Here is a 14,453-nt window from a genome sequence, read left to right as displayed (position 1 = left end):
GCCTGACGGGGCGACCCGCGCGCCGGGTTGGGTCGACTACCACTTGCGTCTCGAGGCCGGGGTGCCGTATCTGTTCATCGACGGCGCGGTGCGTTATCCGGACACCTGGCGGGAGACCGTGGTCCAGGCCGACAAACCCATGTTGGCCCGCAGGCTCGACCCGGGGTGGGAGGCGGTGGCACCGGTGGAATTGCGTTTTGCGGCGCACGCGGAAAAGGCCCATCCCTTTTTCATCCAGAAACGCAATTACCTGGGGCAGGAAGATGCCTATGCGGTGGATTACTACCGCCATGCACCGGAAAACCGGAACGTGGCCGATATCAACAACCACATTACCGCTGCCTATGCCGGTGTGACCACCGCCGGGCGCGGGATGGCCGTGGCCATGAATCCGCGGGTCAAGGCCAATTTCGCCTTCTGTCCGTTCCAGATGGAATACCTGCCGACATCCGGCCAATTCAGCATCCGCGCCAATCCTTTCGGCACCTACCACGGCCGCCAACTCGTGCCGCCGACCCGCGGCAATCGCTTGGGATACGAGGCCGTCCTGCTTTCGGCACCCCAGTTGCACAGCGCCGGCCCGACTTACAATGGCCGCCAGGACCGCTTTGAACTGATGGTGGCGTTCTTTGACGGTGACAGCATTCCCGCCGCGGTGAAACAGGACTTGCTCGCCTTTGCCGACCGGCCCGTCGTCATGGGCCGGCACGCGCCCACGCCACCGACCCCGGAATCCCCCTTGGCGCTGCCGCCGGCCGGTCTCCTGGCCTTGCCGGACAATGGGGGGGCGGTTGTCCCTCTTCAAGTGTCGCCCCAGCCCGATCGTTCGCTGGCGATTCCCCCAGCTTCGTGGCCAAGGTGCTGTGGGCGAATCTAACCGCCTGGATTCAGCAAAACCTGCTGTAACACCCACCTCCCGAACATTCACCTAACATTTGCCGCGTAGACATCGGATCGATCCACGATTCCGATATCAATACTTCTTGAAGCGGGCAGGGGGATGGGTGACGGTGAGGGCCACCACCATCAAGGATGCCGAGACCGGAGAGGCCGCGATCCGCTGCCCGGCGTGTGGCTCGGATGTCTCCTACCGGTATGGCAAGACCGCTGCGGGCAAAGCGCGGCGGATCTGCCTGATGTGTCAGCGTCAGTTTACGATCGACAACGCTTGGCCCACACGACCCCAGCGACCGCTCTGTCCGGCCTGCGGTCAGCCGATGCATGTCTACCGGCGCCAGCCGGGCTTGACCCGCTACCGTTGCCGAAATTATCCGCGATGCAAAAGCTATGTAAAGGTTGAGGAATGACATGGGACCCTGTTGGGAAGTGCTGCCCATGGCCGGACTTTTTGCCATGAAGATGGATTTGCCTTGCTTTTTGGGACCGATCGTTAAAAATAAAGCGATGTCGGTTTACTTGCGGGGTGCTTTCATGCGGCGGCCAAGCGGCTTCATGGGGGCATCGTAACGCCGGCGCCGGATGGGTGGCCAGATCGTTCTCACCAGACCGTTCTCATTCGATGTGCCGAGCCCCTATCCATCGAGAACGAACCATGCCGGACAGGTCATCGAAATCGCGCTTTCGCCCGCTTGAAGATATTTTCATGGGCTACCAGGCCATCCGGCCGTTGCGCCTGGCGACAGTGGTCGCAGGGGTCTATCTGGTTTGCGGAATCGCCTATATCATTGTCTCCTCCCATATGGCCGCCGCCAAGGTTTTTTCCAAGGAGCAGCTGGAGAACATCGAAACCTACAAGGGAACGCTGTTTATTGTCATCACGGCGCTCTTGCTGTTCACCGGGCTTTTCATCCTGCTGAAGCGCCTGCATCGCAAGGAGTGCGAACTCGGGGAGCAGCGCGCTGCCATCATTGCTGCCGGTAAACAGGCCGTGGCCGGTCTGTTTGCCTCATCCATCGCCCATGATCTGAACAACATCCTGTTGGTCAACGGATTTGCCATCGAGATGCTATCCAAAAGCGATGTCTTGTCTGTGGCCGACCGGGGCCATTTAGATCGCCTGCAGCAGGTTCACCGGCAGATCGAACGCTATGCCCAGCGGCTGGTCGATGTGAGCGGCAAGCACCTTTCCAGTGGCATCCGAAAGGCCGACATGGCCGCCGAAATCGACGGTGCTCTCCGGCTGGCCAAGACCCATCAGAAGGTGAAGCGTTGCCAGTTTGAGGTTGAACTCCCGGATGCTTGCCCGGCCGCTTTTGATGCGGAACTGCTTCAGCGGGCACTGCTCAACCTGGTTGTCAATGCGGCGGAAGCCAGCGTTCATGACGGTCGGATTCGCGTGAAACTGATCGAGGCAAACGACCATGTCCGACTCGAAGTCCACGACAACGGTCCCGGTATTTCACCGGAAGACCGTGATCGGGTGTTGGAGCCGTTTTATACGACCAAGTCGGATGGAACCGGGTTGGGACTGCTCAGCCTTCGATACTGCGCCGATGTGCATGGTGGCAGCATTGCGATCGATGCGTCACCGCTGGGAGGGGCCTGTGTGGGAATCACTTTCCCCCGGGGGGGAAAGCATGTCCCCGGGCCGGAGAAACCGTGTAACCCGGCGAGCGTCGCCGGGAGGAGGGGCCAAAAACGGTAGGTGCGGTGAGGCCATCCTACTCGCCCCTCGGTTGGACCGATGCCAGCCGCGCCGCTTCCTGCCTCAGGCTTTCGACCAAGCGAAGGTGGGCCCGGATTTTTTTCGATAGAAGGTCGTTGAACAGTCATTGAGGGGTCGACGGCCGTCAATATAGTCGACCAACAGTGGATATTGTCGCCGAAAGCCATTGTCAAAGCGGGTGGCCTTGGCAAGCAGTTGGGCCGCCCGTTGAGCGGTTGTGGGGATCATTTTGGTTTTCAACTAATCTGCCTCCTTATGTTGGGTGAAAGGGTGTTCCTAATTGCAGTCAATGGGGAAACGATTCCCTGTTAATCCAGTGGCCTTGCGTCTAGACCGGGGTCGCCGAACGGAAACGGTCCACCCCTGGCGACACAGTCTTGCCGCCTTGAGCGGAGCCTGCTGTCAGAAAGCGACCAGCCGTAGTGACCTATCGGTGTTCGGCAGTGGGTGCGAAGAAGAAACGATGCAACCCGGACGTCGGAAAAATGACCCAAGGGAGGGCCACCGGATGGATTACAACTGCAACTTACGGACCATAACACAGAATCCCGGATGAATCCACCCCTTCGGTCGATTTTGCCAGGGTAACCGCAAACGCCCATGAAAAACGGCATTGCAAGAATTTGCAGCGGGCCATGCCCGCGAAAAACAGAAAAGAAAACCGGAACATGACCGAGCAACCGATCGGGGTAATGGATTCAGGCCTGGGCGGCCTGTCTGTCTGGCAGGCGCTGATTCAGTGCCTGCCAGAGGAAAATTTCATCTATTTGGGTGACAGCGGCTTTTGTCCCTACGGCTCCAAATCCGCCGCGGAGATCCTTCCCCGTGTCACCCATATCGTCGACTTTCTGGAGGAGAAAGGGTGCAAGGCCATCGTCGTGGCCTGCAATGCCATTACTGCCGCATCCATCGATTTTCTGCGCCAGCATTACCCGATCCCGTTTATCGGCATGGAGCCGGCCATCAAGCCGGCATCGGTCCATACCCGCACCCGGGCCGTTGGTGTCCTGGCCACCGAGCGGACATTGCAGGGCCGGTTGTTCGCCACCACCCGTTCCAAATACGCCCAGGGCATTCGCGTCGTTGCCATTGCCGGCAACGGCCTCGTGGAACAGGTCGAGGTGTTGGATTTCGACGGTGACGCCACCATGGATCTGCTTCGCCGGTATCTGCGGCCCATGCTCACGGAAAACATCGACCACCTCGTTCTGGGGTGCACCCATTACCCCTTTCTGGCGGCATCCATTCGACGCATCGTTGGCGATGGGGTCTGCATCGTCAATCCCGCACCGGCCGTTGCCCGGCATACCTTATCGGTGCTGGAGCAAATGCAGATCCGCCACCCCCCAAACGGATCGGTCGGCCGTTCCATTTTCTATACCACGGGCGATACCGAAAAAATGAAACATATGCTATCATTCATCCAAGCTGCCGATCGCGAGGTGACACCCGTCCGTCTCTGAATCGTGCCATCCTGACCCAACACCGAACCGCTTGAAGTTTGCAACGATGAAAGAATCATTTGAAAGATCCAACGCCTTTCAAAAGCCGCTCATTCTGGTTCTGTCGCTCTCACTGGTCCTGTTCATCGGCTGGCTCCGTTTTTTGACCGGTCCGGAATTCGCCTTTTCATTCCTTTATTTGGTTCCCATCACGATCGTCACCTGGAGCTGCGGGCTGACCTGGGGCATCCTGATCGCCGCCTTGGGCGCTTTTTCCTGGCTCCTGGCGGATCTTTCCATGGTCGAGCGTTTCACGCGGCCCTATATCCCCGTGGTCAACGAATTTTTCCGGTTCGCCGTGTTTCTGTACATCGTTTTCATCATCAACCGATACAGGAAGATCCTTGGCGCCCAGCAGGAACTGGCCATGCTGGATCCGTTGACCGGCGCGGCCAATCGGCGCGCGTTTCTCAGAATGGCGGGCATCGAGATGGATCGTTCAAGGCGTTATCACAATCCGTTTTCGGTGATGGTCATCGATATTGACGACTTCAAACAGATCAACGATACATTGGGGCATCATACGGGCGATCGGCTTCTGCTGACGGTGGTGGACACCATCAAGGCCAATATCCGGGCCATCGATATCGTTGCCCGTTTCGGGGGCGATGAGTTCGTCGTCCTGCTGGTGAAAACGGAAGCGCCATCGGCGCTCGTGGCCGCTCGTAAACTGCAGAAGCAGCTCTTGGCCATCATGCGGGACAAGGGCTGGCCGGTGACGTTCAGCATGGGGATGGCAACCTATCATCGTGTTCCCGAGAGCGTGGATGAAACCATCCGGGCGGCCGACCGATTGATGTATGCGGTCAAGCATAACGGCAAGAACGATCTTAAACATGCCGTATTGAAGATGTGAACGTGAAGATGTGAACGGCTCTATCTGATACCAAAGGAAACCCTCCGATGAATCGATTCCGGTTGATGCGTTGCGGCGCGTTTTTGCTCAGTCTGGGGTGCTGGGCGGTTTTGTTCCTGGCCGGTCCCATGGTCAACGGGGCCGGGGCCGAGGGCAAGGTGATCAAGATCGGCGTCCTCGCCACCCGCGGTCAGCAGCAGTGTCTGGTCAGCTGGTCGCCGACGGCGGAATATCTGACCCGCCAGGTTCCGGATCAGCGCTTTGCCATCGTCCCTTTGAGCCACGAGCAGGTCACCCCGGCGGTACAAAGCGGGGTGGTCGATTTCATCCTCGCCAATTCGGCTTTCTATGTGGGCTTGGAGCACTGGTACCATGCCAACCGCATCGCCACGCTGAAGGAGCGGCGCGTCAGCGGCGTCTATACCCGCTATGGCGGCGTGGTCTTTTGCCGCCGGGACCGCACCGACATTCGCCGGTTGCGTGATCTGATCGGTAAGTCGTTCATGGCCGTTTCGGAGACGTCCCTGGGCGGATGGCTCATGGCCTGGCGGGAGTTCAAGGAAAACGGTATCGACCCGTATCACGATTTCAAGTCGCTGCGTTTTGACGAAACCCATGATCGCGTCGTTTTCGCGGTGCGGGATGGCCAGGTCGATGCCGGTACGGTGAGAACCAACACCCTGGAAGACCTCGCCGCCGAAGGCAAGATCAATTTAGATGATTTTTATGTGATCCCGCGGCTGCACCCGGAAGAGGGTCCCACGCCGTATCTGTGCACCACGCGCGAGTATCCGGACTGGCCCATGGCCAAGGTCCGGCACACCTCCGACGACTTGGCCGAGAAGGTCGCCGTGGCACTCCTGCAGATGCCGCCCGACGGGTCCGCGGCCTTGGCGGCCGAGTGTGCCGGATGGACGATCCCCCTGAATTACCAGCCGGTTCACGATTGCCTGAAGATCCTCAAGGTCGGCCCCTACAAGGACTTGGGCAAGATCAGTTTCACGGACGTGCTCAAGAGCTACGGACACTGGATCTTCTTCGCCAGCGCGGCCTTTTGCATTCTGGTGGCCTTCTCCATCGTGATTTCCAAACTCAACCGTAAAATCCGATTTTCCAACGTGCGCCTTCAGGTGGAGATGGATCTGCGCAAGCAGCGCGACCGGGAGCTGGAGACGGCCAAGGAATTGGCCGAGACGGCCACCCAGGCCAAGAGCGAATTTCTGGCCAACATGAGCCATGAGATCCGGACCCCCATGAATGGCGTGATCGCCGCCGCCGACCTGGCGCTCAGCGAGGAGGTTTCGCCGAAGATCGAGCAGTACCTCAACATCATTCAGAGTTCGGCCTATTCGCTTTTGGGGATCATCAACGACATCCTCGATTTTTCCAAGATCGAGGCCGGTAAGTTCGACCTGAAGATGCGGACCTTTCGGCTGAACGCCATGTTTGACCGGGTCATGGAGCTGTTTGTCAACCGCACTGCCGAAAAGGGCATCGAACTGCTCCTGGACATCGATCCGGACACCCCCAAGGAGCTTGTCGGCGACCCGTTGCGCTTGCAGCAGATTCTGACCAACCTGGTCAGCAACGCCGTCAAGTTCACCGATGCGGGCGGCGTGATCCTTTTGGCGGTAAAAACTGCGGCGACGGAACCGTCCACGGTCGGTGCACGGTGACCCTGGCTTTTTCGGTCAAGGACACGGGAACGGGCATCGATCCGGAATACATCCAGCTGCTGTTCGAGCCCTTCAGCCAGGCGGACACCTCCTCGACGCGCAAGTACGAAGGCACCGGATTGGGGTTGAGCATCTGTAGACAATTGGTTACCCTGATGAACGGCGAGATCGGCGCGGAGAGCCAGCTGGGCGAGGGCAGCACCTTCCGTTTTACCGTCAAGCTGGGATTGCCCGCCGCCCCGTCGGCAACGGTCCTGGTGGTACCGCCGGACATCCAGGGGCTCAACATCCTGGTGGTTGATGACCTGGCCGACAGCCGCATGATCATGCGCAAGATGCTCGAGTCCCTGGGGTTTCGCGTCGAAAGCCAATCTTCCGGCGCGGACGCCCTCAACCGACTGAAGGACAATCCGATGCGCAACAATCCCGTCGAGTTGATCATGATGGACTGGCGCATGCCCGACATGGACGGCATCGAAACCGCCAAACGCATCCGCCAGGAACTGAAATTGTCCATTCCCATCATCATGATGACGGCTTTCGGCAAGGAGGCCCAGCGTATCGAGGCGGAAAAGGCGGGTATCAACGGGTTTCTGACCAAACCGATCTACCCCTCGACCTGTTTGACGCCATCATGGACGGGTTCGGCAAGCAGGGCCCCAAGGAATCCAGACGCAAGCAGCACTTCACCACGCGGGCGTCGATTTACCGCAAACCGCTCAAGGGGCTGCACCTTTTGGTGGCGGAAGACAATCCTACCAACCAGCAGGTGGCCAAGGCGATTCTGGAGGGGGCCGGCATTGTCGTCACCATTGTCGGTAATGGCGAGGCGGCCGTCGAAGCGGTTCAGCAGGCGTCGTTCGATGCCGTCCTGATGGATATTCAGATGCCGCGCATGAACGGCTACGAGGCGACGCGTCAGATTCGCCAGCTTTCCCAGGGAACGGGCCTGCCCATCGTGGCCATGACGGCCCATGCCATGAAGGGCGATGAGGAGAAGTGCCTGGAGGCGGGGATGGACGGCTACATCTCCAAGCCGGTGAATCAGGATCGCCTTTTCCACACCCTCTGGCGCCTGTTGCGGGCCAAACGGGGCGATGCCGGGTGGGCCGAGGCCGAAGCGGAAGCGGAAGCGGACGAGGCCATTTCCGAAGAACCGGAACTCGCCGCGGACAACGGCCCGGCGCGCGAACCCGTCGCTTCCCAGGCCGTCGGTCCAGCCCTGCCGGACTGCTTCCGGGGCTGCATTTGCGCAGCGCCCTGGAGTCGCTCAGTATCGACAACGAGACGATGCTGCGGATCCTGACCGGCTTTTATCCGACAATCGGGAGAGCGGCAACCGGCTGCGCGCGGCCCTGGCCGCAGGCGACCGGCAAGCGCTGCGACAATTGGCCCACAGCCTCAAGGGCAGCGCCGCCAATATCGGTGCCACCGAGCTGAGCCAGCACGCCTTTGCCCTGGAAGACGCCTGCCGCGAGGAGAACGACGCACAGCATTCGCCGGCGATGTTGGATGGGCTGGTTGCCAGCGTGGTGGCGGCGCTGAGCCGCGTGCTGGCATCCATCGAATCCCTGGATGCACCGGATGCCCGTCCCGTCCCGCAGCCGTCGGATGCCGCGTGCAGCGATCCATCCCTGAAGACGCTTTTGACCCAGCTTGCCGAAGGCATTGACCGGGCCGATCCGGAGGCGATAATGAAGGTCATGCCGGCCGTCAAACGGCAAGCTGCCCGGTACAACGCGATCGACCCGTCGATACTCAAGACGCTGGAGGCACAAGTCGACCGGTACGATTATGATCAGGCTCTGGAAACCGTGCGGAAACTCAACTGCGACAAAGGAATCCCATGAATGCGCTCCGACCGTTGGTGCTGATCGTCGATGACAATGCGACCAATATCGATCTTCTGGTGAACACGTTGAAGGCCGAATATCGTCTAGGAATCGCCAAAAATGGCCCCAAGGCATTGGACTATGTGGCCAAGCAGCAACCCGACCTGATCCTGCTGGACATCATGATGCCGGAGATGGATGGTTATACCGTGTGTTCGCGGCTCAAGGCCGATCCGTTGACCGCCGCCATCCCGGTGATTTTCATCACCGCCATGAGCGAGACGGTTGACAAGACCCGGGGCTTCGAACTCGGGGCGGTGGATTACATCACCAAACCCTTTCACGCGGCAGAGGTCAAGGCCAGGATCCGCACCCACCTCTCCATGGAGCGGATGCGCCTCGAACTGGCCACCCAGAACGAGATTCTGGAACGGCAGGTGGCCCACAAGACGGCGGAAATCCGTGACATGCTCAATGCCAGCATCCGCTCCATGGCGTTGATGGTGGAGATTCGCGATCCCTACACGGCCGGCCATCAGCAACGCGTGGCGCAGCTGGCCTGTGCCATCGCCGAGAAAATGGAGGTTTCCGCCGAGGCCATGGAAGGCATCGGTATCGCCGGCCTGCTGCACGACGTGGGCAAGATCCGGATTCCCGTGTCGATTCTCAGCCGGGCCGGCCGTCTTTTGCCGGCCGAGTATGAAATGCTCAAGATCCATCCCCAAGTGAGCTACGATATCCTGAAAAACATCCCGTTCCCCTGGCCGGTCGCCCAAATGGTTCTGCAGCACCACGAGCGATTGGATGGAACCGGCTATCCCCAGGGACTTACCGGCGATGCGATCCTCCCCGAGGCAAAGATTCTGGCCGTGGCCGATGTCACCGAGGCCAACAGCTCGTTCCGGCCCTACCGCCCGGCCAACGGCATCGACGCCGCCCTGGCCCGCCTTTCCGAGAAAAAGGGCTCCCACTACGATGCCGACGTTGTGGCGGCCTGCCTGGAACTGTTTGCCGAAGGGCGTTTTACTTTCAACACGAATGGCAATGGCAACGGTGATCCACTGCTGTGAGCGAACCAAAGGAGCACGACAACACCCCATGCAGCCCTTGAGACTTGATTTCACCATCGGCATACCCTTGCGCTGCATGTCGATCGGGGAAAAAAATGGCTTATACAAGATACCTATGTCCGAAGTTCAATTTCGCCCTCACCCAATGCAGCGGCATGATCGATGACAATCAACTGCTGATCTACATCATGAGCTTCCAGGCGGAAACCAAGCCGTTTGCCTTTATTCGCGAACTGGTCGACACAAGGCATCTCCACAATCTCGATCGCCTGACGGTCAAGGGCCTGGTGCGCATCGCCGGAACGCACAAGGCGCTTTTTGCCGGCCGGAATTTCAGGCGGGCCGTGCTGAGCGGTTCCGAGACCTTCGGCCAGGTGGCCGAAATCTATTCCCTGATGGTCAGTTCGGAGGGCTTGCAGGCCAGGGTTTTTCACGGAGATGTTGACGAACCCCTTGCCTGGCTGGGGTACGATCCGGATGAAAGGCGACGGCTCAAGCGGTTCATCAGCAAACACGTTGCCAAGCCCCGCCTGTGACCGCTGGCGCGTTTTTTCATTCCGCCCGAATTTTCCTGGCATTTTTGTTACCGATCCACTAAAAAGAGAAGTCAACCGACTTTTCCAACCGGTCGCCGGACGAGCCCATGGGGGCGGCGACGCATCATAACCTTCCGATGGATATTGGCTTAATATGATTTCCGACCTCTATGAACTGTCAGCAATGTCGTCCAAACACGTCCACGCGACCCGCTTCTGCCGCATGCTGGCGGCCGGTGGGTGGGTGTGGCTGTTCTTCTTTTGCGTCAACCCGGCCGTGGCGCAGGATTGGCAGACCCTGCCGGCAGGTGCCCTCGGCGCGTTGCATGATCTGTTGGACAGGGTCCCGGCAGGCGGTGACGCGACGGCTTTCGATACCCAGAGCGTTGTTCCGTTGCTTCGCTTCATCAATCCCCCGGGGTTGCCGACGGGTTGTATCATGGCGACGATTCCTTCGGTGCGTCCTCGGCATTCCATCACTTTCAGGTCAAAGGCCACCTGAATCGCATCGTCGACTACATTCTGGATGACAACATTCCCTCGATTTTCTTCTGGCCATCCTCCTTGCGAACCGCCAAGTGGAACCGGGTGGAAGGCGGCGAGGAACAGCTTCGTCGCCTGCGGGAGGCCTGCGTCCACCTGGATGCGCCGTTTCTGCTGCGGGGCGAGGAACACCTTTCGATTACGCCGGATCAGCACACGGGGGCTTACTACACTTATGATGTCGATAAATTGATCATCCTGGCCCCTTATGAAAAGGGCCAGCTGATGATCAGCGTTTATCGCCAGCAAAAGCCCTCCATGGTGGGACGCAAGGGCTGGGTGCTTGGCCAGGATGACGACTGGAGCTACCTTTATACGCAGGACCGGGGGCTTAACATCAAGGGGCTCAGTTGGGTGAAAACCTATATGTACGATTCCTTCGGCGTGACGGTATATTGGCAAAAGGACCGGCACATACCGGAGGTCGACTGCAGTGTGGTCAGTTGGGTCAATGCCGGCTGGAGCGGGATCAACATGGTCAAATCCCACCACATCCACAGTGGACTGATCCGCGTGGCCCATGCCTTCCGTGAAGTTCTGGAGAATCCGCGCCTGCCCGATCCCGCCAGCCTGTCGGCCACTTTCGCGCGCTCCAGGAACCTGCCGACGCCTACCTTGCGCGCATTCGCGCGAAACTATTTCAACGCTCTGGAACAGCGGGTTGCCGCTTCGAAAGACCTGCACAAAAAGCTTGGCGAAACCCTGGATCCCACGACCCTGGTCAACCAGATGAATCGGGATGAACTTTTCTCGGCCCTGGCCCTGGACTATCTCAAGAAGATTTTAGGCCGCGATCCGGTGATGCACCGGCATCCATTCTGAAACCGGCGACCTTATACCACCTGATCCCTGTTCTCACCGCCAGTGATGATCGGTCCGAACGTCAGCACCGGTTCCGCGTCGATATGCTTGGCATCAAACATCTGGACCAGGCGCTGCAGGGAACTTAGGATCATGGATTGCTCCCAGTCCTTGAGCTTGTCGAAGCGTTCGAGGAAGGATTCCTGAATCGGCGGTGGGGCCTTCTCCAGCAGCCGGCGGCAGGCGTCGGTGGGCCTGATGACCACCCGGCGTCGGTCGACGGCGCTTTTGGTCTTGGTGACCAGACCCCGTTTTTCGAGCCGGTCGGTGATGCCCGTGAGGGTGGCTTGGCTCAGGCTGACCGAGACGGCGATCTCCCCCGAAGACATTTCACCGGATCGTACCAGTCGCGCAGGATGATCAATTGGGGTCCGGTGAGCCCGAAATGTTTGGAGAGATAGCGGGAGTGCAGATCAATGGCACGAATCAGCCGCCTGAGGGCAATCAGCACGTCGTCACTGATATCGGTTCGGCTGGGCGCTGCCATTTTTTGTCTTCCTTTCCCGAAATGAAATGTCGCTGGTCGGTATGGCCGTCGGCATGGCCGATGGACCTCTTATGGCGGCCATATCTATGCTCCCGCGCCGAGACTGTCAATGATCAAAAACGCATATTTTTGTGGGAAAGGGGGACGGGCGGATGCCGGGGGTGGTATCCGCCCGCGCTTGCAGGGGGAGACGCGGAGATTATGGGGCGGGGGTCGGATCGATCGGTACAAGGGTGCAAAGCTGCGACTTCCAGGTGGGGTAGCCCATGATGGGTTCCCGGCTTTCCGCGCGGCAGTCGGTCAACAGGTTGCAGTTTCCATCACCGTGCCAGCCGTGGGGCACCATGATCACCCCCTCGGCGATGCGATCGTCAACCCGGGCATGCATGCGGGCCCGACCGCGATCGGTCTCTACAACCACCTCCTGGCCATCGGTAATCTGGTACCGGGCAGCCGTGCCGGGGGCCATCTCGGCCACGGCCCAGGGCCGGTGCCGTCGCAGCCCGTCGATGTGGTGCATCTGGCTGGCGGTGTAGAACAGATCGCGCTGGCCGGTGGAGAGGATCAGCGGATACTTCTCGCCCAGCTCCTTCCAGCGCTTGCCCTGGGGGCTTTTTTCCGGTTCGAGATAGGTTGGCAGGGGATCGAAACCCACGTCGGCCAGAGCCTGGCTGTAGATCTCGATCTTGCCCGAAGGGGTGGCCCACATGCCCTCGGTGGTTCCGTAGCGCTTCTCCTGATAGAAGTCGCCTTCCGGCTTGCGCTCGTGCAGGTGGTCGAAGCCCAATTCGCAGGGCTGCAGCAGGTCCTCGACCAGGTCCTTTTCCGACGGCCAGGGAAAGACCTCGCGCATGTTCATGCGCTCGCACAGCCCCTTGTAAACATCGAGGACACTACGGCACTCGCCCACCGGCGCGATGGCCTGTTCGCGGATCATCAGATAGGGCAGGCAGTGGCAGACATTGTAGTTGTAGGCGATGCTCCAGCCTCCAGGTGGCTGGTGGCCGGCAGGATGTAGTCGGCCAGGGCCGTGGTGTCGGTCATGAACTGCTCGTAGACCACCAGCAGGGGGAGTCGCTTGAAAGCGGCCTTGAAGGCATTGGCGTCGGGCATGGTCACCACGGGATTGCCGCCCAGGACGAAAAATCCCTTGAGCTTGTCGGGAATGCTCTCCGGTACCATGGAGACGATGCCGTAGGGGCTGGTACGACCCCACAGTTCGTAGAAGAGGGGATACTTGTCGGTGCCCAGGGGCTGACCGCCGCCCTGGGTGGAGAGGAAGATGTTTTTCAGGGCCAGGCGCGGGCTGAGGACCCAGCCGCCGGGGACGTTGATCCCGCCGACAATGGTCTGCAGGATCGCGATGGCACGGTTGGTCTGGGTGCCGTTGGCCTGCTGATCCTGGGTGCAGGTGCCCTGGTAGATCGCCGCCCCCTTGGTGGTGGCGAACAGGCGCGCCAGCTTGCGGATGTCATCCGCCGGGATCCAGGTGATTTTCTCGGCCCATTCCGGCGTGTAGGGCTGCACATGGGGCACCAACTGGTCGAATCCCAGGGTCCAGCGATCGATGAATGCCTTGTCGTAAAGGTTTTCATTGATGATGACATGCATCATCGCCAATGCCAGGGCGCCGTCGGTGCCGGGTCGGATCTTCAGGTACATCTCGGCCTTGTCGGCCAGCTTGATCCGCTTGGGGTCGATCACGACGATCTTGGCGCCGCGGCGCAGATTCTTGGTGATAGCCAGGCGCAGGGGAAAATCGGACTCGTTGGGGTTGTGGCCCCAGAGAAGATAGAGCCGGGAGTTGAGTTCCTCGACCGGATATTTGCCGAAGGTGATCTGCCGGCAGCGGATCCGCATGCGGTAGCAGATACTTTCCACCGAGAAGTAATTGGGGGAGCCGTAGGCCGCCCGGAAGCGGTGCGTCAGGGCCACCATCTCGAAGTTTTCCACGCCCACCGATCCGCAGAAAAAGCCCAGGGCCTGGGGGCCGTATTGGGCCTTGATCGCGCTTAGTTTTTCGGCGATCTCGTCCAGGGCCTGGTCCCAGGAGATCTGCTTGAAGCCCGTGCCATCCTTCTTCAGGGGATGGCGCAGCCGGCTGGGATGGTAAATGTGTTCGATGGTCGCCCGTCCCTTGGGACACAGGTAGCCCCGGTTCAAGGGATGGGACAACTGGCCCTGGACATTCACCACCTTACCGTCGGCCACATCGACCTCGATGCCGCAGCTATGGTAGCACAGGGTACAGCCGCTGTAGGTTTTCTTTGGGTTGGCTTGCATCATGGGGGTACCTCCTTTGCGTGAACCGTCGGCTTGAGGCCGTTACCATCGACCCCGTTGGGGCGCCTTTTTACGGCCTGCTCGCCTGGCGGTAATCGGATATTGCCAGTGATGCTGCCAGAATAGCCCTTGCTTGGTTATGTTTGTAGTGGCATATATGACAAATACCCGGGTGAATCAC

The 14,453-nt window shown here is 59.7% G+C and carries 17 protein-coding genes and 1 pseudogene; 13 read left to right on the top strand and 5 right to left on the bottom strand.

The genetic code is table 11. The annotated features are described in order from the left end of the window. The 3 genes from JCM12296_RS39955 to JCM12296_RS17675 all read left to right on the top strand — a co-directional run. On the top strand, nucleotides 1-877 hold an 877-nt coding region (locus tag JCM12296_RS39955; protein WP_172683956.1), incomplete at its 5' end, for a hypothetical protein. Nucleotides 878-1,004: 127 nt separating this feature from the next. Next, nucleotides 1,005-1,307, top strand: coding sequence for an IS1/IS1595 family N-terminal zinc-binding domain-containing protein (locus tag JCM12296_RS38475; protein ID WP_213184115.1), 303 nt, complete (start codon nucleotides 1,005-1,007; stop codon nucleotides 1,305-1,307). A 245-nt stretch (nucleotides 1,308-1,552) separates the two neighbouring features. Next, nucleotides 1,553-2,605 (top strand): sensor histidine kinase, encoded by a 1,053-nt coding sequence (locus tag JCM12296_RS17675; RefSeq protein ID WP_054695953.1) that lies wholly within the window; start codon nucleotides 1,553-1,555, stop codon nucleotides 2,603-2,605. Nucleotides 2,606-2,668: 63 nt separating this feature from the next. On the opposite strand, the gene JCM12296_RS17670 is transcribed toward JCM12296_RS17675, so the two are convergent. Beyond that, entirely contained in the window at nucleotides 2,669-2,866 is a 198-nt protein-coding gene (locus JCM12296_RS17670) for a hypothetical protein (protein ID WP_054695950.1), read from the bottom strand. 428 nt (nucleotides 2,867-3,294) lie between these two features. On the opposite strand from JCM12296_RS17670, the gene murI reads away from it, so the two are divergent. From murI to JCM12296_RS17620, 10 genes and pseudogenes are all read left to right on the top strand, one after another. Then, on the top strand, nucleotides 3,295-4,089 hold the full coding sequence (gene murI, locus JCM12296_RS17665; protein ID WP_054695947.1) for a glutamate racemase: 795 nt from the start codon (nucleotides 3,295-3,297) through the stop codon (nucleotides 4,087-4,089). 46 nt (nucleotides 4,090-4,135) lie between these two features. After that, nucleotides 4,136-4,984, top strand: a complete 849-nt coding sequence (locus JCM12296_RS17660; RefSeq protein ID WP_054695943.1) for a GGDEF domain-containing protein — start codon at nucleotides 4,136-4,138, stop codon at nucleotides 4,982-4,984. A 47-nt stretch (nucleotides 4,985-5,031) separates the two neighbouring features. After that, nucleotides 5,032-6,660 (top strand): phosphate/phosphite/phosphonate ABC transporter substrate-binding protein, encoded by a 1,629-nt coding sequence (locus tag JCM12296_RS17655; RefSeq protein ID WP_054695939.1) that lies wholly within the window; start codon nucleotides 5,032-5,034, stop codon nucleotides 6,658-6,660. Further along, nucleotides 6,657-7,535 carry an ATP-binding response regulator gene (locus JCM12296_RS17650; protein ID WP_054695936.1) on the top strand — a complete coding sequence of 293 codons (879 nt, stop codon included), beginning with the start codon at nucleotides 6,657-6,659 and terminating at the stop codon, nucleotides 7,533-7,535. The genes JCM12296_RS17655 and JCM12296_RS17650 overlap by 4 nt, the downstream gene beginning before the upstream one ends. Then, nucleotides 7,430-7,666: pseudogene (locus tag JCM12296_RS47665) on the top strand (response regulator); the annotation flags it as partial. The gene JCM12296_RS17650 and the pseudogene JCM12296_RS47665, both read left to right, overlap by 106 nt. 91 nt (nucleotides 7,667-7,757) lie before the next feature. Beyond that, entirely contained in the window at nucleotides 7,758-8,510 is a 753-nt protein-coding gene (locus JCM12296_RS36585; protein ID WP_083456246.1) for an Hpt domain-containing protein, read from the top strand. Then, nucleotides 8,507-9,562 (top strand): HD-GYP domain-containing protein, encoded by a 1,056-nt coding sequence (locus tag JCM12296_RS17635; protein WP_054695924.1) that lies wholly within the window; start codon nucleotides 8,507-8,509, stop codon nucleotides 9,560-9,562. The genes JCM12296_RS36585 and JCM12296_RS17635 overlap by 4 nt, the downstream gene beginning before the upstream one ends. A 95-nt stretch (nucleotides 9,563-9,657) precedes the next feature. Next, nucleotides 9,658-10,098, top strand: a complete 441-nt coding sequence (locus JCM12296_RS17630; RefSeq protein WP_157067704.1) for a hypothetical protein — start codon at nucleotides 9,658-9,660, stop codon at nucleotides 10,096-10,098. Nucleotides 10,099-10,252: 154 nt separating this feature from the next. Beyond that, entirely contained in the window at nucleotides 10,253-10,600 is a 348-nt protein-coding gene (locus tag JCM12296_RS39950) for a hypothetical protein (protein WP_054695918.1), read from the top strand. Beyond that, the gene (locus JCM12296_RS17620) at nucleotides 10,531-11,463 is read left to right on the top strand and encodes a hypothetical protein (protein ID WP_054695915.1); all 933 of its coding nucleotides are present in this window, start codon (nucleotides 10,531-10,533) and stop codon (nucleotides 11,461-11,463) included. Before JCM12296_RS39950 ends, JCM12296_RS17620 begins: the two co-directional genes overlap by 70 nt. A gap of 11 nt (nucleotides 11,464-11,474) precedes the next feature. Here the strand turns inward: JCM12296_RS17620 and JCM12296_RS17615 are convergent, their stop codons facing one another. The 4 genes from JCM12296_RS17615 to JCM12296_RS42075 form a co-directional block, all read right to left on the bottom strand. Beyond that, complete coding sequence (locus JCM12296_RS17615) at nucleotides 11,475-11,831, bottom strand: MarR family winged helix-turn-helix transcriptional regulator (RefSeq protein WP_218188143.1); 357 nt, start codon at nucleotides 11,829-11,831, stop codon at nucleotides 11,475-11,477. Beyond that, entirely contained in the window at nucleotides 11,795-11,989 is a 195-nt protein-coding gene (locus tag JCM12296_RS42085) for a hypothetical protein (RefSeq protein ID WP_218188142.1), read from the bottom strand. The genes JCM12296_RS17615 and JCM12296_RS42085 overlap by 37 nt, the downstream gene beginning before the upstream one ends. 199 nt (nucleotides 11,990-12,188) lie before the next feature. Next, complete coding sequence (locus tag JCM12296_RS42080) at nucleotides 12,189-12,926, bottom strand: molybdopterin dinucleotide binding domain-containing protein (RefSeq protein WP_218188141.1); 738 nt, start codon at nucleotides 12,924-12,926, stop codon at nucleotides 12,189-12,191. Continuing rightward, entirely contained in the window at nucleotides 12,926-14,275 is a 1,350-nt protein-coding gene (locus tag JCM12296_RS42075; RefSeq protein ID WP_218188140.1) for a molybdopterin-containing oxidoreductase family protein, read from the bottom strand. Before JCM12296_RS42075 ends, JCM12296_RS42080 begins: the two co-directional genes overlap by 1 nt. Nucleotides 14,276-14,453: the final 178 nt, after the last annotated feature.

It is taken from the genome of Desulfosarcina cetonica JCM 12296, assembly GCF_001311845.1.
GTDB classification, from domain to species: domain Bacteria; phylum Desulfobacterota; class Desulfobacteria; order Desulfobacterales; family Desulfosarcinaceae; genus Desulfosarcina; species Desulfosarcina cetonica.
Note: the sequence above shows the minus strand (reverse complement) of the source record. Positions and strands in the feature narration are given on the sequence as shown.

What these genes read in the sequence shown, in the direction of transcription:
- JCM12296_RS42085 (WP_218188142.1), bottom strand. Translation starts at nt 11,989, where the DNA reads ATGGCAGCGCCCAGCCGAACCGATATCAGTGACGACGTGCTGATTGCC.
- JCM12296_RS42080 (WP_218188141.1), bottom strand. Translation starts at nt 12,926, where the DNA reads ATGATCCGCGAACAGGCCATCGCGCCGGTGGGCGAGTGCCGTAGTGTC.
- JCM12296_RS17675 (WP_054695953.1), top strand. Translation starts at nt 1,553, where the DNA reads ATGCCGGACAGGTCATCGAAATCGCGCTTTCGCCCGCTTGAAGATATT.
- JCM12296_RS42075 (WP_218188140.1), bottom strand. Translation starts at nt 14,275, where the DNA reads ATGATGCAAGCCAACCCAAAGAAAACCTACAGCGGCTGTACCCTGTGC.
- JCM12296_RS17660 (WP_054695943.1), top strand. Translation starts at nt 4,136, where the DNA reads ATGAAAGAATCATTTGAAAGATCCAACGCCTTTCAAAAGCCGCTCATT.
- murI (WP_054695947.1), top strand. Translation starts at nt 3,295, where the DNA reads ATGACCGAGCAACCGATCGGGGTAATGGATTCAGGCCTGGGCGGCCTG.
- JCM12296_RS17635 (WP_054695924.1), top strand. Translation starts at nt 8,507, where the DNA reads ATGAATGCGCTCCGACCGTTGGTGCTGATCGTCGATGACAATGCGACC.
- JCM12296_RS17615 (WP_218188143.1), bottom strand. Translation starts at nt 11,831, where the DNA reads ATGTCTTCGGGGGAGATCGCCGTCTCGGTCAGCCTGAGCCAAGCCACC.
- JCM12296_RS17655 (WP_054695939.1), top strand. Translation starts at nt 5,032, where the DNA reads ATGAATCGATTCCGGTTGATGCGTTGCGGCGCGTTTTTGCTCAGTCTG.
- JCM12296_RS39950 (WP_054695918.1), top strand. Translation starts at nt 10,253, where the DNA reads ATGATTTCCGACCTCTATGAACTGTCAGCAATGTCGTCCAAACACGTC.
- JCM12296_RS36585 (WP_083456246.1), top strand. Translation starts at nt 7,758, where the DNA reads ATGCCGGGTGGGCCGAGGCCGAAGCGGAAGCGGAAGCGGACGAGGCCA.
- JCM12296_RS17630 (WP_157067704.1), top strand. Translation starts at nt 9,658, where the DNA reads ATGGCTTATACAAGATACCTATGTCCGAAGTTCAATTTCGCCCTCACC.